Raw genomic sequence first — 17,894 nt, 5'->3', positions numbered from 1 at the left:
TTAAGGCTCCCAGTAGACGACTGGGTTGATAGGCCAGATGTGGAAGCCCTGTGAGGGGTGGAGCTGACTGGTACTAATAGGCCGAGGGCTTGTCCATTGTTGCTCGCGTTCACTGTGTGGTTCTGAAACAACCAGCCCACCACCACACCCCTGCGGGGTGCGGGGGTGTGTGTTTCATGGTGTTTCGGTGGTCATAGCGTTAGGGAAACGCCCGGTTACATTCCGAACCCGGAAGCTAAGCCTTTCAGCGCCGATGGTACTGCAGGGGGGACCCTGTGGGAGAGTAGGACACCGCCGAACAATCTTTATAAAAGGCCCCGGCCCCCGAGTTTCGACTCGGGGGCCGGGGCCTTTCTGCGTTCCGTGCTCAGTCGGTGGTGACGGCGACGCTCGCAGCCGCGTCCGCATCGGTATTCGCGGCCCGCATCAGCTCGATGTCGAGAGCCTCACGGCGGATGCGCTGGTCCATGTACAGCAGCGTGGTGACGCCGGCGCTGATCGGCAGGCTGAGCGTCGCGGCGATGGCGGCGCCGATTCCGCTGATGCCGAGGAACGCCCAGCCCGGGTTGGTGTCGCCGGAGAGGAAGGAGCCGAGGCTCTCACCGGTGATGCCACGGGCGATGAACATGAACGGCGTCTGGATGATGGCCGAGGCGATGTAGCAGAGGATCGCCGCGAGGGCCTGGACGCCGAGGACGCGCCACCAGGAGTTGCGTACCAGCTTCGCCGAGCGCTTCATCGCCGAGACGATGTCCTGCTTCTCGAGCATGAGGGCCGGTGCCGCCAGGCTCCACTGGATCATGAGCCAGAGCACGACGACAGAGGCGCCGATCAGGCCGAGGGAGGCGAGGGCGGCGCCGCCGCTCTCCGCACCCGCCAGGGCGATCAGTGCGCCGGGCAGGACGGCGCCCGCCAGGATGCCGGCGATGGCCAGCGGGATCAGCAGCGCGAGCCCGACCAGTTGGGGCAGTCGCGGTCGGGCTTCCCGCCACACCTGGGTGGCCGTGACCGGGCGGCCGAGCACGGCGCGGCTGGTGGCCATGGCGACCATCGCGGTCGCGATGATCGTGCCGATGAGCATGACCAGAATGGTCAGGCCCGAGCTGGCGAAGGCACCGCTGACGGCGTGCATGATGTCGCCGACGCTCGGGTTGGGGTTGTCCCTGAGGTTCTCCAACCGGGTGTCTTTGCTGAGGAAGAAGCCGTCGACCACCACGGCCAGGCCCTGGGTGACCACGGCGATGGCCAGGGTGAAGCCGAGGATCGCCCGCCAGAGCCGCCGCAGTACGGCCAGGGAACCGTCCAGGATCTCGCCTGCGCCGAGCGGGCGCAGCGGGATGACGCCGGGCTTGGGCGCCGTGGGCCTGCTCCAGGGGCCCTGCTGCTGCCAGCCGCCGGGGCCGCCGGCCGGTGCCGTGTTGCCCCAGCGCGGGCCCGAGGGGCCGGGGTGGCCGCCTTGCGGCTGTTGCGGGGGCGACCACCGGGCCCAGCCGGCGCCGGGCGCCTGACCCGTACCCGTACCGGAGGATCCGGCGGGGGGCGGGCCCGGGGCCGGTACGGTCGGGGGGCGGGTGTCGTGGGGGGTGTGCTGCCACTGACCTGCGGGCGGCTGTTGGGCGGACCAGCCGCCGGGCGGCGGTGGCGTCGTGTCACCGGCGTCGGCCGTAGCGGGCCGGTCTCCCGTACCGGGAGCGGATGTGTCGCCGGAGTCGTCACCGGAGCTGTTGTCAGGACCGGCCGCGGACGTATCTGTTGACGTGTCCACGGGGGTGTCTTTCTGTGGTGCGGAGGAAGCGGGGCTGTCGCCGTCTTCCGGCTCGGAGGAGTCGGAGGATCCGGGCGAGGCCCAGCCCGGAGTGTTGGTCATCGGAGGCTGCCCCTTCACGTGGTGCTCGCTGTGGTACTGGCCGCCATCGTGCCATGGGCTGCCTTGGACCGGGCCGGGCAGGGCAGACTGGACGGATGGGTGATCAATACGTGCGACCTGTGACCGATGAGGCCGACGGTGCTTCCCGTACCATCCCCGCGCTGCGGTGGGAGGAACCCCCCGAGGGCCCCGTGCTCGTGCTGCTCGACCAGACCCGACTTCCGCAGGAGGAGGTCGAGTTGGTGTGCACGGACGTGCAGGCGCTGGTTCAGGCGATACGTTCCCTCGCCGTGCGGGGCGCGCCGCTGCTCGGGCTCGCGGGGGCGTACGGCATCGCGTTGGCGGCGGCGCGCGGCTATGACGTGAACGAGGCCGCCGACCTGCTGGCGCACGCGCGGCCGACGGCCGTCAACCTCGGGTACGGGGTGCGCCGCGCGGTGACCGCCTTCCACGCGGCGCCTCCGCACCAGGGCGCCGCCTTCGCGTTGGCCGAGGCGCGGGCGCTGCACGAGGAGGACGCGGCGGCGAGCCGGGCGATGGCGGAGTACGGGGAGCGGCTGCTCGCCGACTTGGTGCCGGGCGGGGGCTACCGGATTCTGACGCACTGCAACACCGGGGCCCTGGTCTCGGGCGGTGAGGGCACCGCGCTCGGTGTGGTCCTCGCGGCGCACAGGGCGGGGGAGTTGAGGCGTCTGTGGGTCGACGAGACCCGTCCTCTTCTTCAGGGCGCGCGGTTGACGGCGTACGAGGCGGCGCGTGCCGGGATGCCGTACACGCTGCTCGCCGACAGCGCGGCCGGGTCGCTGTTCACGGCGGGGGAGGTGGACGCGGTGCTGATCGGCGCGGACCGGATCGCGGCGGACGGCTCCACGGCGAACAAGGTCGGCAGCTATCCCCTCGCCGTCCTCGCCCGCTACCACCATGTGCCGTTCATCGTCGTGGCGCCGACGACCTCGGTGGATCTGAGCACGCCGGACGGCGCCGCGATCGAGGTGGAGCAGCGGGCAGGCAGCGAGGTGACCGACCTCGCGCCGTCACCGCTGGGCACTCAGGCCTACAATCCGGCCTTCGATGTGACGCCGCCGGAGCTGATTACTGCGATCATCACGGAGAACGGTGTGGTTTCGCCGGTCACCACAGAAGATCTCGTAACTGTGTGTAATCACGAGACTCCCCGGGCAGGCTCTGGCTAGGGGGATCGGGCAGCGCATCTGCGGACATCAGCGGACAATGGTCGCGTAGCGTGACCTCGATCACCAAAGGTCACCGGTAACGATATGCAAATGGGATGATGGTCGGTATGAAGGGACGTGTGCTGGTCGTCGATGACGACACCGCGCTGTCAGAGATGCTTGGCATCGTGCTGCGCGGAGAGGGTTTCGAGCCGTCGTTCTGCGCTGACGGTGACAAGGCCCTGGCTGCTTTTCGGGAGTCCAAGCCGGATCTGGTGCTCCTTGACCTCATGCTGCCCGGACGGGACGGCATCGACGTATGCCGTCAGATCCGGGCGGAGTCCGGGGTGCCGATTGTGATGCTCACGGCGAAGAGCGACACCGTGGATGTGGTGGTGGGGCTCGAGTCGGGGGCTGACGACTATGTGATCAAGCCGTTCAAGCCGAAGGAGCTGGTGGCGAGGGTCAGGGCGCGACTGCGGAGGGCGGAGGAGCCGACTCCGGAGCAGCTCACCATCGGCGATCTGGTGATCGACGTGGCGGGGCACTCGGTGAAGCGGGACGGGCAGCCGATCGCGCTGACGCCGTTGGAGTTCGACCTGCTGGTGGCGCTGGCCCGCAAGCCGTGGCAGGTGTTCACCCGGGAAGTGCTGCTCGAGCAGGTCTGGGGCTATCGGCACGCGGCGGACACCCGGCTGGTGAACGTCCATGTGCAGCGGCTGCGGTCCAAGGTGGAGCAGGACCCGGAGCGCCCGGAGATCGTGGTGACCGTCCGTGGTGTCGGTTACAAGGCGGGACCGGGCTGACATGTGCGCGTCGTACGAGCGGGAGCGGCTGGAGAGCCGGCTCGCGGACCCTATGCGGGGTCTCGCGCCGGTTTTCCGCTCGTTCGTGCGCTGGGCACGGCGACCGTTGCAGCCGGCGGTCCGGCTGTGGCGGCGCAATCTGCAACTGCGGGTGGTCGCCTTCACGCTGCTGATGTCGGTCGGCGTGGTGCTGCTGCTGGGCTTCGTCGTGATCGGGCAGGTCAAGAACGGCCTGCTCGACGCGAAGGAGAAGGCGGCTGAGAATCAGGCCACCACCGGCTTCTCCATCGCCCAGCAGCAGGCGAACAGGAGCCAGACGCAGGACGCCACCGGGGTCGGCTCGCAGAACCAGGCCGAGGACTCGGGGGCCTGGCTGACGACGCTGGTCCAGCAGTTCGCCAGCGGTGGCAACGGGGTGTACTGGATCGCCACGCTCAGCCCGGGCGCCGACGACGCGCGCTTCGGCGAGGGCGTCGTCAACGCGCACGGGCCGCGCAGCTCCGGCAGCCTGCTGCCGCAGGCGAGCATCCCCAAGTCGCTCAGCGACGCCGTCGAGTCCCACACCGGGGCGCTGAAGCAGTACACGACGGTGGTGACGGACGACGGGAAGGCGCCGCAGCCCGCGCTGGCCATCGGCAAGCGGCTCACGGACATCAACGGGAAGACGTACCAGCTCTACTACCTCTTCCCGTTCGGCCAGGAGGCCAAGACGCTCGGCCTGGTCAAGGGCACGCTGGCGACGGCGGGCATCTTCGTGGTGGTGCTGCTCGGCGCCATCGCCTGGCTGGTGACCCGGCAGGTCGTCACGCCGGTACGGATGGCGGCCGGGATCGCGGAGCGGCTCGCGGCGGGCCGATTGCAGGAACGTATGCAGGTCTCGGGTGAGGACGACATCGCGCGCCTCGGCGAGTCCTTCAACAAGATGGCGCAGAACCTTCAGGTCAAGATCCAGCAGTTGGAGGACCTGTCGAGGATGCAGCGCCGCTTCGTCTCCGACGTCTCGCACGAGCTGCGCACCCCGCTGACGACCGTACGGATGGCGGCGGACGTCATCCATGACGCGCGGACCGAATTCGATCCGGTGACCGCGCGCTCCGCCGAACTGTTGCAGAACCAGCTGGACCGCTTCGAGTCGCTGCTGTCCGACCTGCTGGAGATCAGCAGATTCGACGCGGGCGCGGCGGAGCTGGCCGCCGAGCCGATAGACCTGCGCGAGGTCGTACGGCGGGTGGTGGACGCCGCGGAGCCGCTGGCCGAGCGCAAGGGCAGCCACGTGGCGATACGCGGCGACGCGCAGCCGGTGATAGCCGAGGTCGACCCTCGCCGGGTGGAGCGCGTGCTGCGCAATCTGGTCGTCAACGCGATCGAGCACGGCGACGGCCGGGACGTGGTGGTGCGGCTGGCCACGGCCGACGGCGCGGTGGCCGTCGCGGTGCGGGACTACGGCGTCGGGCTGAAGCCCGGTGAGGCGACGCGGGTGTTCAACCGCTTCTGGCGAGCCGATCCGGCGCGGGCGCGTACTACCGGCGGGACGGGCCTCGGCCTGTCCATCGCGGTGGAGGACGCCCGGCTGCACGGCGGCTGGCTCCAGGCGTGGGGCGAGCCGGGCGGCGGGTCGCAGTTCCGGATGACGCTGCCGCGGACCGCCGGCGAGAGCCTGCGCGGGTCGCCGATACCGCTGGAGCCGGACGATTCGCGGCGCAACCGCGGGCTGAATTCCTCGGGGCTGCCGGTCCGTGCCGTGACGGGGTCCGTGCCGGTGCCGCGGACCGCGGGCCCGGCCGGGCCGGGGCACAACGGGCAGCCGGGCTCGCAGATACCGCAGATTCCCCAGCGGCCGCCCGCGGTGCCGCGTTCGCCGTCGGCCGATCCCGCGGCGTTCCCCGGCAGCGGTTCGCGGGTCGTGGGACGGATGGACTCGGTCCGGGAGGACGACAGCTGATGGGTGCGCTGGGGGGCAGGGGACGCCTGCTGCGGAGCTGGCCGGGTGTGGTGTGCGCGGCGCTGTTGCTGGCCGGGTGCGCGGCGATACCCAGCAGCGGTGAGGTGCGCAAGGTCGGCGACGGACAGCACGCCGACGTGGACGCGCAGGTGCGGGTCTTCCCGTCGGCGCCGCACAAGGGCGAAAGCGCCTCCGACATCGTCAACGGCTTCATGGAGGCCACCACCAGCGGCGAGGCGGACTTCGAGACCGCGAAGAAGTACCTGTCCAAGGAGCTGGCCGGACACTGGGACCCCACCGCGAAGATCACCGTGCTCACCGGCACGACCCAGCCCAGGGAGGAGCCGGGCACGAGTCGCAAGGACTACGTGATGGTGGACCTCGCGGGCAAGAAGACGGCCGTCGTCGACGCCAAACACGCCTACCGGCCGGACGAGGGCAACTTCGACACCTCGTTCCACCTGGTCAAGGAGAACAACGAGTGGCGGATCGACAGTCTTGAAGACGGCCTGGTGATCTCCGATTTGGACTTCAACCGGATATATCACCTGGTCAACATGTACTACTTCGCGGCGCTGGGCCCGGACGCGCATCGCTCCGGGAACGCCGACAAGACCCTGGTCGCCGACCCGGTCTACCTGCGCAAGCAGAGCGACTCGCTGGTGTCCACGGTCTCCGCGCTGCTGACCGGTCCCACGAACTGGCTGGCGCCCGTCGTCGAGACCGCGGCGCCCGAGGGCGGCCGGCTCTACGACAAGGCGCCCGACCACGGGGTGACGCTCGACGACTCCCAGCACCTCAAGGTGCGGCTCGACGCGCCCGCGCAGCGGTTCGCGGGGGAGCGCTGCGTGAAGCTGGCGGCGCAGCTCTTCACCACGGTGCAGGGCCAGGCCGCGCCCAAGGTGGACGCCGTCGACATCTCGGCGTCCGACGGCAGGACGGTCTGCTCGCTGCCCAAGGAACAGACGCTGGCGTTCAGCACGCAGAATCTGGTCGGCTCCTCGGACCACCAGTACTACATCGGGGCGCAGCCGCACCGGCTGCTGGAGGTGCCCTCGGACGGCGCCTCGACCACGGGTACGCCGGTGGCCGGGCCGTTCGGCGGGGCGAAGGCGGACCTGGAGTCGGTCGCGGTGCGCCGGGACGAGCAGATGGCCGCCGGGGTGAAGGACGAGGGACGCCAACTGGTCACCGCCGGCCTCGACGCGGACGCCCAGCTCAGCGAGCCCGTGCTGACCAGCAAGGCGAAGGACGGTCTGAGCGCGCCGAGCTGGGACGGGCTCGACTACCTGTGGGTCGCCGACCGCGATCCGAGCGCCCCCCGCGTGGTGGCGCTGCGCGACGGCGGCGGGCAGCCGATCCCGGTCTCCGTCAGCGGCCTGACCGGCCGTGTGGACGCGCTGCGGGTCGCCTCGGACGGCGTGCGGATCGCGCTGCTCGTCCGGCAGCCCAACGGGCTGGGGAAGTTGCAGCTCGGGCGGATCGAGCGGGGCGGCACGCAGGCGCATCCGACGTTCGCGGTGACGAATCTGCGCACGCTGACCCCCGCGGCCGACGGCGTCAGCTCGGTCTCCTGGGCAGGGCCGAGCCGCCTGGTGGCGCTCGACAGCGAATCCGAGGGCGTGCAGCAGATCAAGTACATCAGCACCGACGGCTCCCCGAAGCTGGCCTTCGAGGGGATCAGCCAGGCGTCGGTGGTGGCCGCCTCCGAGGACGTCTCGCGGGCGCTGCTGGCCTCGTACAACCAGAGCGTCTACCGGCTGCCGCCGGACTCCACGGGCAAGCGGGTCGAGCCGAAGGGCGACAACCCGGTCTACCCCGGCTGAGAAATCCACCGTCAGCCTCCTGACCTGCGAAATCGTGGAGTTATCCACAGGTTGGCAGGGGGGCTGGCGGCGGGCGCCGAAACGGGGCAGAGTGGACGTCATGCGGGGCTGGTGGCAGGAGATCACCGGGCTGGTCCTGCCGGTGGACTGCGCCGGGTGCGGGCGTCCGCGTACGGAGCTGTGCGAGCGGTGCCGGGTACTGATCGGTGGGGCGGCCGAATCGGTGCCGGTACGGCGCGTGCGTCCGACGCCGGAGCCGCCGGGGCTACCGCCGGTCTACGCGGCCGGGCGATACGGGGACGAAGTGCGGGCCGTGGTCCTGGCGCACAAGGAGCGGGGTGCGCTGGGTCTGGCCGGACCGCTGGGCACGGCGCTGGCGGCGGCCGTGCGGCGGGTCGGTGTCCCCGGGACGGTCCTGCTGGTGCCGGTGCCCTCGGCACGGCGTGCGGTGGCGCGACGCGGCCACGACGCCACGGCCCGCATCGCCCGTGCGGCGGCCCGGGAGCTGCGCCGGGGCGGCGTACCCGCCAGGGTGGTGGCCGCGTTGCGCCAGCGGCGGCCGGTGGCGGACCAGTCCGGTCTCGGCGCGGCCGGGCGGCCGGCGAATCTGGCGGGCGCGGTGGCGGCGGTCGGCGGGTCGGCTGCCTTGCTGACAGTGGCGCCAGTCGTGCTGGTGGACGACCTGATGACCACCGGAGCCTCACTGACCGTAGCGGCGCGTGCGGTGACGGCGGCCGGGGGCCGGGTCGCCGGGGCGGCGGTCGTGGCTGGTCCGCATGATCCGGAACTCCACTCGGATGCGCGTCGTTGCAGGTAGTAGCGACGCATATTCACTCGGAAGGGGGTATGGCGTCGCTGAGGATGCCGACCTCCGCACTCCGGGACTATGTTCGGGGGATAGGGAAGTGAACACCATGGGGTGTTGATCTTCCCAGTGGGGCAGGAGGAGGTGAAAGCCGCGGCTTCGTGGTCCCCGGTCAGCCCCGGGAGGCGAAGCGGCAGCCAACGCAGCGCCGGACGGGACTGGTACCCGAGCTGGCCTCAGCGAAAGGGATCGCCTCCGGTAGCCCGGGGCGATCCGGGAACGGAGTTCTGCGTGGACATCGTCGTCAAGGGCCGCAAGACCGAGGTGCCCGAGCGGTTCCGGAAGCACGTGGCCGAGAAGCTGGACAAGATCCAGAAGCTCGACGGCAAGGTGATCAGCCTCGACGTCGAGGTGTCCAAGGAGCTCAACCCCCGGCAGGCGGACCACGCCGACCGGGTGGAGATCACCCTCAACACCCGGGGCCCGGTCGTCCGGGCCGAGGCCGCGGCGGCCGACCCGTACGCGGCGCTGGACATCGCGGTGTCGAAGCTGGAGGCGCGGCTGCGCAAGGCCGCGAGCAAGCGCCACACCCGTCGTGGGAACGGCCGGATCCCGGCGGCCGAGGTGGCCGCGACCGTGCCGGACGCGGCGACCATCAACGGGGACGGGAAGTTGGCCGTCGACAGGCCGGGCACGGACAGTGTGCCCACCACGAGGTTCGGTCCGCTGGAGGTGCACGGCGAGGGCCCGCTGGTGGTGCGCGAGAAGACCCACGCGGCCACGCCGATGGCACTCGACCAGGCGCTCTACGAGATGGAGTTGGTCGGGCACGACTTTTATCTGTTCGTGGACAGCGAGACCAAGCAGCCGAGTGTCGTCTATCGCAGGCACGGTTACGACTACGGCGTGATTCATCTGAACTCGGACGAGAGCACCGTGGAAGAACCGGCGGGCGCGGGCGGCGTACTGCGCCGCTAGCGGCCACGCCCTAGGGCTGCAACCGGTGCCCCCGGGCCGTCCCGGGGGCACCACCGTGCCTGGACGTGAAATGCTGGACCAGTGGTCAACTCTGGTCTGAGGGGGAGGATCTGATGCCGGAGAGCTTTGAGCGCGGAACCACCGGCGAGCGTGGTCAGATCCCGTACGAGGAACCTGCCGGTCCGGCGCGTGCGGAGCCCATCCGGGTGCTCGTGGTCGACGACCACGCGCTCTTCCGGCGGGGCCTGGAGATCGTGCTCGCGCAGGAGGAGGACATCCAGGTCGTCGGTGAGGCGGGGGACGGCGCGGAGGCGGTCGACAAGGCCGCCGACCTGTTGCCGGACATCGTGCTGATGGATGTGCGGATGCCGCGGCGCGGTGGGATCGAGGCGTGCACGTCGATCAAGGAGGTCGCGCCCAGCGCCAAGATCATCATGCTGACGATAAGCGACGAGGAAGCCGACCTCTACGAGGCGATCAAGGCCGGTGCCACCGGCTATCTCCTCAAGGAGATCTCCACCGACGAGGTGGCGACGGCGATCCGCGCGGTGGCGGACGGACAGTCGCAGATCAGTCCGTCGATGGCGTCGAAGCTGCTGACCGAGTTCAAGTCGATGATCCAGCGGACCGACGAGCGGCGGCTGCTGCCCGCGCCCAAGCTCACCGACCGGGAGCTGGAGGTGCTGAAGCTGGTCGCCACCGGGCTGAACAACCGGGACATCGCCAAGGAGCTCTTCATCAGTGAGAACACGGTGAAGAACCACGTCCGCAACATCCTGGAGAAGCTTCAGCTCCACTCCCGGATGGAGGCCGTGGTCTACGCGATGCGCGAGAAGATCCTGGAGATTCGCTAGGGCCTGTCCGGCGGATCATGGGCGGTCCAGGCGGTGCCTGGCGCTCCCCCGGACTCCGTCCGGGGGGACCCCTGAGGGCAAGGCGCCGGGATGGCCTCATAGCGGAGCTATTCGGGTATTTCAGGCAACGCGGCGGGCGTGCGTGCCAGGCGCCGAAGGGCCGTTCGTGATCCGCCGGACAGGCCCCAGTCGCGTGCGGCCCCGCGCCGGGTCTCGCGGCCACCATGTGCTGGGCATTGCCGGGTCCGGGCGCGCCCCCGGGCCGCCCGGACCCGGCGCCACCCGGACCCACTACCTTGGCCCCGCGGGGCCGTACCCGCTCAGCGGCGGTCGTGGGTCAGCTTCAGCGCCGCCTCCAGCGGCTCGCGCAGCGGCTCCGGCAGCACCCGCTCCACCCGCGCCTCCTCGCAGCCCACCCAGCCCGCCGCCTGCGCGATGGCGTCGGCCGCGGGCTGTACGGCCTTCGGGCCGTCAAGCGTGACCTGCCGGGCCACCAGCGTCTTCCCCTCGCGCGCCGGGTCGACCCGGCCGACCAGCCGCCCGCCCGCGAGCAGCGGCATCGCGAAGTAGCCGTGGATCCGCTTGGGCTTGGGGGTGTACGCCTCCAGCCGGTGCGTGAAGCCGAAGATCCGCTCGGTGCGCGGCCGGTCCCAGATCAGGGAGTCGAACGGCGACAGCAGCGTCGTACGGTGCCTGCCGCGCGGCTCGCTCGCCAGCGCCGCCGGATCGGCCCAGGCGGGCTTGCCCCAGCCCTCGACCTCGACCGGTACCAGGCCGGTCGAGTCGATCACCGACATCACCTGCTCGCCTTTGAGCCGGTGGTAGTCCGCGAGGTCCGCGCGGGTGGCCACCCCCATCGCCGCGCCCGCCTGGACGACCAGCCGCCGTACGCACTCGGTGTCGTCCAGGTCGTCGTGGAGCAGCGCGTCGGGCACGGCCCGCTCGGCCAGGTCGTAGATCCGCTTCCAGCCTCGCCGCCGGGTGCAGACCACCTCGCCGGTGTCGAGCAGCCACTCCACCGCGATCTTCGTCTCCGACCAGTCCCACCACGGGCCGCCGTTCTTGGCGCCGCCGAGCTGCGTCGAATTCAGCGGGCCCTCGGCCTTGAGCCGGTCCAGGACGGCGGCGCACGAGCGCTCGGCGTCCTCCAGGACGTGCCAGCGGTGACCGCGGGCCCGCCGCGCCCTGCGCCGGAAGGCGAAGTGCGGCCACTCCTCGATGGGCAGGATGCAGGCCGCGTGCGACCAGTACTCGAAGGCGTGGTCGCCCGACCAGTACGCCTCCTCGACCTCCTCGCGGCCGACCGCGCCCAGCCGCGCGTACGGGATCAGCTCGTGCGAGCGGGCCAGTACCGAGATGGTGTCGAGCTGCACCGCGCCCAGCGAGCGCAGCACCCCGCGCGTCCCGGCCCGCCGGTCGGGAGCACCGAGGAAGCCCTGCGCCCGCAAGGCGAGCCTGCGTGCTTCGTCGGCGGACAGGGTGAGCTGAGGAGGCGGCAGCGGTGTCATGCCGGACAGCGTAGAACCGCCCACTGACAAGCCCCGCTGACCTGCGTCAACCCCGCGCGACCCGCGGCCTCCCCGCTCCGTGCGGAAACCTTTCGAGCCGCGCGCCCGCTCCCGTGACGAAGGACTCTCAGGCCCCGCTCCCGTACGAAGGACCCTCAGGCCCCCGCGCCCGGCGGATACGGCTCGTACGGCGTCTTGCCCTCGCGGTCCCAGTCCGTCGGCAGCAGGGAACCGCTCCAGGCGTCGCGGCGGGTGCCCGCGTAAAGGATCTTGGAGCGGACGGTGCCCTCCATGACGAAGCCGATGGAGCGGGCGACGGCGCGCGAGCCGTCGTTGCCCGCCTCCGCGTACCACTCGATCCGCTCGACGCCGAGGGCGTCGAAGGCCCAGGCGCAGACCGCGCGCCCCGCCTCGGCGGTGTAGCCCTTGCGGCGCTGTTCCTTCGCCGTCCAGTAGCCCAGCTCCGCCTGCCGCTCGGGCCCGGTCAGACCGGAGGCGCCGAACCGCAGCAGGCCCATGGAGCTGACGAGCGCGCCGCTGTCGGCGGTGAAGACGCCGAAGTTGTACATGGTGTCGTCGCGCCAGCCCTCGGGGCAGATGCGGCCGACGAAGTCCGCCGCGTTCTCGTGGGTGTACGGCGAGGGCACCGCCGTCCAGCGCGGAATATCGGGATCCTGGCAGGCCACATAGAGCGCCTCGGCGTCGTCCGGGGCCAGCGGACGCAGCAGCAGACGCTCGGTGGTGAGGGTGATCGGCTCCATGGACGCAGTATTGAGGAGAGCCGACGGCTGTGGAAAACCGTTTTGGCACCTCGGGGCCTCCCGGCCCGCTGGTCTCCTCGCTTACGATGGCCGTTGCAGCGGGGCCATCGGCGGACAGCCACTGGCAGAAAGCCATCGGCAGACATCGGCAGATCAAACCCCGCTGTGCCGGGTGCGGGCCAACCGCGCCAGGCCCGACCGGCAAGGAGCCAGCCTACGTGTCCGTCTTCAACAAGCTCATGCGTGCAGGCGAAGGCAAGATCCTGCGCAAACTGCACCGCATCGCGGACCAGGTCAATTCCATCGAAGAGGACTTCGTCAACCTCACCGATGCCGAGCTGCGGGCCCTCACCGACGAGTACAAGGAGCGGTACGCCGAGGGCGAGTCCCTCGACGACCTGCTGCCCGAGGCGTTCGCCACCGTCCGTGAGGCCGCCAAGCGCGTGCTCGGACAGCGTCACTACGACGTCCAGCTCATGGGCGGTGCCGCCCTGCACCTCGGTTATGTCGCCGAGATGCGCACCGGCGAGGGCAAGACCCTGGTCGGCACCCTGCCCGCGTATCTGAACGGGATCTCCGGCAAGGGCGTCCACCTCATCACGGTCAACGACTACCTCGCCGAGCGCGACTCGGAGTGGATGGGCCGCGTCCACAAATTCCTCGGCCTCGAGGTCGGCTGCATCCTGGCGAACATGTCGCCCGCCGAGCGCCGCGCCATGTACGCCTGCGACATCACCTACGGCACCAACAACGAATTCGGCTTCGACTACCTGCGCGACAACATGGCGTGGTCGAAGGACGAGCTGGTGCAGCGCGGCCACAACTTCGCGATCGTCGACGAGGTCGACTCGATCCTGGTGGACGAGGCCCGTACGCCGCTCATCATCTCCGGTCCGGCCGACCAGGCCACCAAGTGGTACAGCGACTTCGCCCGTCTGGTGAAGCGGCTCAACCGCGGCGAGGCGAGCAGCCTCGGCAAGGAGGAGACCGGCGACTACGACGTGGACGAGAAGAAGCGCACCGTCGCCATCCACGAGAGCGGCGTCACCAAGGTCGAGGACTGGCTGGGCATCGACAACCTCTACGAGTCGGTGAACACCCCGCTGGTCGGCTACCTGAACAACGCGATCAAGGCCAAGGAGCTGTACAAGAACGACAAGGACTACGTCGTCATGGACGGCGAAGTCATGATCGTCGACGAGCACACCGGCCGTATCCTCGCGGGCCGCCGCTACAACGAGGGCATGCACCAGGCCATCGAGGCGAAGGAAGGGGTGGACATCAAGGACGAGAACCAGACGCTCGCCACGATCACCCTCCAGAACTTCTTCCGCCTGTACGACAAGCTCTGCGGCATGACCGGTACGGCGATGACCGAGGCCGCCGAGTTCCACCAGATCTACAAGCTCGGCGTCGTCCCGATCCCGACCAACCGCGCGCTGGCCCGGATGGACAAGCCCGACCTGATCTACCGCACGGAAGAGGCGAAGTTCGCCGCCGTGGTCGAGGACATCGTCGAGAAGCACGAGAAGGGCCAGCCGGTCCTGGTCGGCACCGTCTCCGTCGAGAAGTCCGAGTACCTGTCGGCGCAGCTCTCCAAGCGCGGCGTGCCGCACGAGGTGCTCAACGCCAAGCAGCACGACCGTGAGGCGTCGATCGTCGCGCAGGCGGGCCGCAAGGGCGCCGTGACCGTGGCCACCAACATGGCCGGCCGCGGCACCGACATCAAGCTCGGCGGCAACCCCGACGACCTCGCCGAGGCGGAGCTGCGGCAGCGCGGCCTCGACCCGGTCGAGCACGTCGAGGAGTGGGCGGCGGCGCTGCCCGACGCCCTGGAGCGTGCCGAGCAGGCCGTCAAGGCCGAGCACGAGGAGGTCGTCGACCTCGGCGGGCTCTACGTGCTGGGCACCGAGCGGCACGAGTCGCGCCGGATCGACAACCAGCTCCGCGGCCGGTCCGGCCGTCAGGGCGACCCCGGCGAGTCCCGCTTCTACCTCTCGCTCGGCGACGACCTCATGCGGCTGTTCAAGGCGCAGATGGTCGAGCGCGTCATGGCGATGGCCAATGTGCCGGACGACGTGCCGATCGAGAACAAGATGGTCACCCGCGCCATCGCGTCGGCCCAGTCGCAGGTCGAGCAGCAGAACTTCGAGATCCGCAAGAACGTCCTGAAGTACGACGAGGTGCTCAACCGGCAGCGCGAGGTCATCTACGGCGAGCGCCGCCGCGTCCTGGAGGGCGAGGACCTGCACGAGCAGGTGCAGCACTTCATGGACGACACCATCGACGCGTACATCGACGCGGAGACCAAGGAAGGCTTCGCCGAGGACTGGGACCTGGACCGGCTGTGGGGCGCCTTCAAGCAGCTCTACCCGGTGAAGGTCACCATCGAGGAGCTGGAGGACGCGGCGGGCGACCGGGCCGGGATCACCGCCGAGTTCATCGCGGAGTCCGTCAAGGACGACATCCACGAGCAGTACGCGGAGCGCGAGAAGAGCCTCTCCGAGGACATCATGCGCGAGCTGGAGCGCCGCGTGGTGCTGTCGGTGCTCGACCGCAAGTGGCGTGAGCACCTCTACGAGATGGACTACCTCCAGGAGGGCATCGGGCTGCGCGCGATGGCGCAGCGCGACCCGCTGGTGGAGTACCAGCGCGAGGGCTTCGACATGTTCGGCGCCATGATGGACGGCATCAAGGAGGAGTCCGTCGGCTACCTGTTCAACCTGGAGGTGCAGGTCGAGCAGCAGGTCGAGGAGGTCCCGGTGGACGCCGCCGTCAGCGACGCCCCGCAGGACGCGGCGCCTTCGCTGACCAAGGACGCCAGGCCGGAGATCCGCGCCAAGGGCCTCGACGCCCCCAAGCGCGCCGACCGGCTGCACTTCTCCGCGCCGTCCGTGGACGGCGAGGGCGGTGTGGTCGAGGGCGACTTCGCGGGTGTCGACGCCGCCGACGGCGGTTCCGCCGAGGAGGGCCAGACGCGCGCCGAGCGCCGCAAGGCCGCCAAGGGCGGGCGCCGCCGCAAGAAGTAACGCCTGCGGGCGGGCTCGACCGGACACGGCCGCGGGGCCGGACCCCTTCCTTATGGGTCCGGCCCCGCGGCCGTGCCGCGTCGAAGACGCTCACCCGCGGAAGGTCACCCCGCCTGGACCGCCGTGCACCGCCAGCGGGCCTGCCCGTAGCCCGCCGAGGGCGGCGCGGCGGGCCCCGAGGGTTCGAGCCGGAAGGCCAGGGCGCGGAAGACGTCCTGGTCGAGGGCGACGACGGCCGCCACCTCCAGAGCGCCGTCCGCGGTGCGGAAACAGCGGCACCGGTACACGTAGGGGGTACGGCCGCGGGCCCGCAGCCGCCAGTCGGCGCGGGCGCCGTGCAGCTCCCACAGCCGTTGGTACGCCTCGTCCCTGACGCGTCCGGCCAGCGACGTCACGGGGCTGCGCCCGGTCAGCACGTCGAGCAGGCGCCCGGCGAACCACAGGTGCGGCGCGGGCGGGCGCGGCGCAGTCCCCGGCCGCGCCACGACCGCCACGGACCTCGCCGGGACCGCAATCGAGCCGGTGCCCCCGCTCGCCGCGCCTCCCACCGGCCTCGCCGCGGCGCCTGGACGCCCGCCTGGACGCCCGCCGGGCCGTCGGCTGTCTCTGCGTCCGGGCGGACCGGCGCCGCCCGCCGTACGCCGCTCCACGCCCGCGGCGCGCGGCGGAGCGGGGGCGGGCAGGGGAGGTGCCGGGGTTTCGGGTACGGGCACGGTTACGGGCGGCTGCGGCGGCGTCGTCTGCACGGGTGCTTCCCCTGTGGTCGCTACTGGCGGGTAGGGCGGTGACAGGGCGGTTCTAGGACCCTCGGGGAGGGGCTGGCAAGCGGGGTGCCGTCCGACGGAGGGCGCGGAGAAATTCACCTATTCGCGTGGTGGCGCACGTATGCTTCACGCCATGCGCGTCTATATTCCAACGACCCTGGCCGGTCTCGCCGAGGCGTACAAGGCGGGCGAGCTGGGGCCCGTACCGCTGGACGCCTACGCGGTGACGCCGAGCCTGCGCGAGTGGTACGTCTCGGACGACATCGAGGAGCTGGAGTACGCGGCCCTCAACCGCGCCGCCCAGGCGTCGCTGCGGCTGCTGGCCGTGCACCCGGACACCCCGCGCCGCCGGGTGGTCGTCGCCGTGGACGTGGACGACGCCGCCGTGACGTACGACCCGGACCACGGCCTGGACCCCGGCTCGCTCGGCGAGGTCCGCCTGGCGCGCGCCGTGCCGCTGTCCAAGACGGCCGCGGTGCATGTGGACGCCGACGACGCGCAGACCGATGTGACGGCCGCCGCGGCGGCCGTGGGCGCGGCCGACATGGGCGACGACGACGCGCAGTTCACCGTGGACGGCGCCGAGGACCACGACCTGCTCTGGTACGCGACGCAGGAGATCCCCCACCTCATCTCCTGACCCCGGCGCGCGAGGACCTGAGCGCCTGACCGGCTGAGCGCCTGACCGGCTGAGCGGCTGAGCGTCCGAGCGAGTGAGCGCCCCGGCATCCGACCGCCCGAGCACCTGATCGGCTGAATCCGTTCGGCCCCCGCCCGGTCGTACGGCGGCCCCGTGCGCCGAGACCCCACCCTCGGGCACCGGGCTGTCACACCCCGCGAGTACGGTTCGTGGAGTGAGCACGCATTCCGTAGGCACGCATCTGGTGTGGGACTGGAACGGCACCCTTTTCCACGACATCGACGCGGTGATCGAGGCGACGAACGCCTCGTTCGCCGAGCTGGGCCTGGCCCCGATCACCCTGGAGCGGTACCAGGAGCTGTACTGCGTGCCCGTGCCCCGGTTCTACGAGCGGCTGCTGGGACGGCTGCCGACCGACGCCGAGTGGGAGGTGATGGACGCCACCTTCCACCGCCACTACTGGGCGCTGGCCGGCCGCTGCGGCCTCGCCGAGGGCGCAGCCGAGCTGCTGGCCGCGCGCCGGGCCGCCGGGCTCACGCAGTCGCTGTGCTCGCTCGCCCCGCAGGACAATCTGCTGCCCGTGGTGACCTCGCACGGCATCATGGAGCACTTCGTCCGGGTGGACGGCCGTACCGGCCCCTCCAACCAGGGCAAGGCCGCGCAGATGGCCCGCCACCTCGCCGCGCTCGCCGACGTCGCCGCCGACCCCGGCCGGATCGTGGTGATCGGTGACGCGCTCGACGACGCGGTGGCCGCCGCCCACGTCGGCGCGCACGCCGTGCTGTACACCGGCGGCTCGCACAGCCGCGCCAGCCTGGAGAGCGCCGGGGTGCCGGTGGTCGACAGCCTCGCCGCCGCCGTGGCGGAAGCCGAGCGAATAGCCGCGGGCTAAGGGCCTGTCCGCCGTACAGGCCCTGCCGCCGGGCTCCCGAATCGACGCTC

The 17,894-nt window shown here is 70.9% G+C and carries 14 protein-coding genes and 2 rRNA genes; 12 read left to right on the top strand and 4 right to left on the bottom strand.

Translation table 11 applies throughout. The features are described from left to right. Both ACFZBB_RS03895 and rrf read left to right on the top strand, forming a co-directional pair. Window positions 1-97: ribosomal RNA gene (locus ACFZBB_RS03895) — 23S ribosomal RNA — on the top strand; the annotation flags it as partial. Between the two features lie 86 nt (window positions 98-183). Further along, window positions 184-300, top strand: a 5S ribosomal RNA gene (rrf, locus tag ACFZBB_RS03890). A gap of 67 nt (window positions 301-367) precedes the next feature. Here the strand turns inward: rrf and ACFZBB_RS03885 are convergent. Further along, entirely contained in the window at window positions 368-1,867 is a 1,500-nt protein-coding gene (locus ACFZBB_RS03885) for a hypothetical protein (RefSeq protein ID WP_391117429.1), read from the bottom strand. 95 nt (window positions 1,868-1,962) lie between these two features. Between ACFZBB_RS03885 and mtnA the strand changes: the two genes are divergently transcribed. The 7 genes from mtnA (at window position 1,963) to ACFZBB_RS03850 (ending at window position 10,250) form a co-directional block, all read left to right on the top strand. Continuing rightward, entirely contained in the window at window positions 1,963-3,060 is a 1,098-nt protein-coding gene (gene mtnA / locus ACFZBB_RS03880) for an S-methyl-5-thioribose-1-phosphate isomerase (RefSeq protein ID WP_391117427.1), read from the top strand. 95 nt (window positions 3,061-3,155) lie between these two features. Then, window positions 3,156-3,845, top strand: a complete 690-nt coding sequence (gene mtrA, locus ACFZBB_RS03875; RefSeq protein ID WP_326449483.1) for an MtrAB system response regulator MtrA — start codon at window positions 3,156-3,158, stop codon at window positions 3,843-3,845. A gap of 52 nt (window positions 3,846-3,897) precedes the next feature. Then, complete coding sequence (gene mtrB / locus ACFZBB_RS03870) at window positions 3,898-5,787, top strand: MtrAB system histidine kinase MtrB (RefSeq protein ID WP_391117530.1); 1,890 nt, start codon at window positions 3,898-3,900, stop codon at window positions 5,785-5,787. Beyond that, complete coding sequence (locus ACFZBB_RS03865; protein WP_391117417.1) at window positions 5,787-7,613, top strand: LpqB family beta-propeller domain-containing protein; 1,827 nt, start codon at window positions 5,787-5,789, stop codon at window positions 7,611-7,613. Before mtrB ends, ACFZBB_RS03865 begins: the two co-directional genes overlap by 1 nt. A gap of 100 nt (window positions 7,614-7,713) precedes the next feature. After that, the gene (locus ACFZBB_RS03860) at window positions 7,714-8,430 is read left to right on the top strand and encodes a phosphoribosyltransferase family protein (RefSeq protein WP_391117415.1); all 717 of its coding nucleotides are present in this window, start codon (window positions 7,714-7,716) and stop codon (window positions 8,428-8,430) included. A 279-nt stretch (window positions 8,431-8,709) separates the two neighbouring features. Continuing rightward, entirely contained in the window at window positions 8,710-9,396 is a 687-nt protein-coding gene (gene hpf / locus ACFZBB_RS03855; protein WP_391117413.1) for a ribosome hibernation-promoting factor, HPF/YfiA family, read from the top strand. Between the two features lie 113 nt (window positions 9,397-9,509). Next, window positions 9,510-10,250, top strand: coding sequence for a response regulator (locus tag ACFZBB_RS03850; RefSeq protein WP_391117411.1), 741 nt, complete (start codon window positions 9,510-9,512; stop codon window positions 10,248-10,250). A gap of 320 nt (window positions 10,251-10,570) precedes the next feature. Here the strand turns inward: ACFZBB_RS03850 and ACFZBB_RS03845 are convergent, their stop codons facing one another. Continuing rightward, complete coding sequence (locus tag ACFZBB_RS03845) at window positions 10,571-11,758, bottom strand: DNA glycosylase AlkZ-like family protein (RefSeq protein ID WP_391117409.1); 1,188 nt, start codon at window positions 11,756-11,758, stop codon at window positions 10,571-10,573. Window positions 11,759-11,913: 155 nt separating this feature from the next. Then, a complete protein-coding gene (locus tag ACFZBB_RS03840) occupies window positions 11,914-12,519 on the bottom strand; it encodes a GNAT family N-acetyltransferase (protein WP_391117407.1) in 606 nt (201 codons plus the stop codon). Window positions 12,520-12,737: 218 nt separating this feature from the next. Between ACFZBB_RS03840 and secA the strand changes: the two genes are divergently transcribed. After that, the gene (gene secA, locus ACFZBB_RS03835; protein WP_355342916.1) at window positions 12,738-15,548 is read left to right on the top strand and encodes a preprotein translocase subunit SecA; all 2,811 of its coding nucleotides are present in this window, start codon (window positions 12,738-12,740) and stop codon (window positions 15,546-15,548) included. A 104-nt stretch (window positions 15,549-15,652) separates the two neighbouring features. On the opposite strand, the gene ACFZBB_RS03830 is transcribed toward secA, so the two are convergent. After that, window positions 15,653-16,042: an Rv3235 family protein gene (locus ACFZBB_RS03830; protein WP_391117404.1), complete on the bottom strand. Its 390-nt coding sequence runs from the start codon at window positions 16,040-16,042 to the stop codon at window positions 15,653-15,655. Window positions 16,043-16,445: 403 nt separating this feature from the next. Between ACFZBB_RS03830 and ACFZBB_RS03825 the strand changes: the two genes are divergently transcribed. Then, window positions 16,446-16,952 (top strand): DUF6912 family protein, encoded by a 507-nt coding sequence (locus tag ACFZBB_RS03825; RefSeq protein WP_391117401.1) that lies wholly within the window; start codon window positions 16,446-16,448, stop codon window positions 16,950-16,952. Between the two features lie 214 nt (window positions 16,953-17,166). Then, window positions 17,167-17,844, top strand: coding sequence for an HAD family hydrolase (locus tag ACFZBB_RS03820; protein ID WP_391117399.1), 678 nt, complete (start codon window positions 17,167-17,169; stop codon window positions 17,842-17,844). Window positions 17,845-17,894 lie beyond the last annotated feature (50 nt).

Source organism: Streptomyces sp. NPDC008139 (assembly GCF_042957025.1).
GTDB lineage: Bacteria > Actinomycetota > Actinomycetes > Streptomycetales > Streptomycetaceae > Actinacidiphila.
This window is presented reverse-complemented; position numbering and strand designations above follow the sequence as displayed.

Excerpts from the sequence above, each read along its gene's own strand:
- ACFZBB_RS03885 (WP_391117429.1), bottom strand. The coding sequence starts at position 1,867 with ATGACCAACACTCCGGGCTGGGCCTCGCCCGGATCCTCCGACTCCTCC.
- mtnA (WP_391117427.1), top strand. The coding sequence starts at position 1,963 with ATGGGTGATCAATACGTGCGACCTGTGACCGATGAGGCCGACGGTGCT.
- mtrA (WP_326449483.1), top strand. The coding sequence starts at position 3,156 with ATGATGGTCGGTATGAAGGGACGTGTGCTGGTCGTCGATGACGACACC.
- mtrB (WP_391117530.1), top strand. The coding sequence starts at position 3,898 with ATGCGGGGTCTCGCGCCGGTTTTCCGCTCGTTCGTGCGCTGGGCACGG.
- ACFZBB_RS03865 (WP_391117417.1), top strand. The coding sequence starts at position 5,787 with ATGGGTGCGCTGGGGGGCAGGGGACGCCTGCTGCGGAGCTGGCCGGGT.
- ACFZBB_RS03860 (WP_391117415.1), top strand. The coding sequence starts at position 7,714 with ATGCGGGGCTGGTGGCAGGAGATCACCGGGCTGGTCCTGCCGGTGGAC.
- ACFZBB_RS03850 (WP_391117411.1), top strand. The coding sequence starts at position 9,510 with ATGCCGGAGAGCTTTGAGCGCGGAACCACCGGCGAGCGTGGTCAGATC.
- ACFZBB_RS03845 (WP_391117409.1), bottom strand. The coding sequence starts at position 11,758 with ATGACACCGCTGCCGCCTCCTCAGCTCACCCTGTCCGCCGACGAAGCA.
- ACFZBB_RS03840 (WP_391117407.1), bottom strand. The coding sequence starts at position 12,519 with ATGGAGCCGATCACCCTCACCACCGAGCGTCTGCTGCTGCGTCCGCTG.
- ACFZBB_RS03825 (WP_391117401.1), top strand. The coding sequence starts at position 16,446 with ATGCGCGTCTATATTCCAACGACCCTGGCCGGTCTCGCCGAGGCGTAC.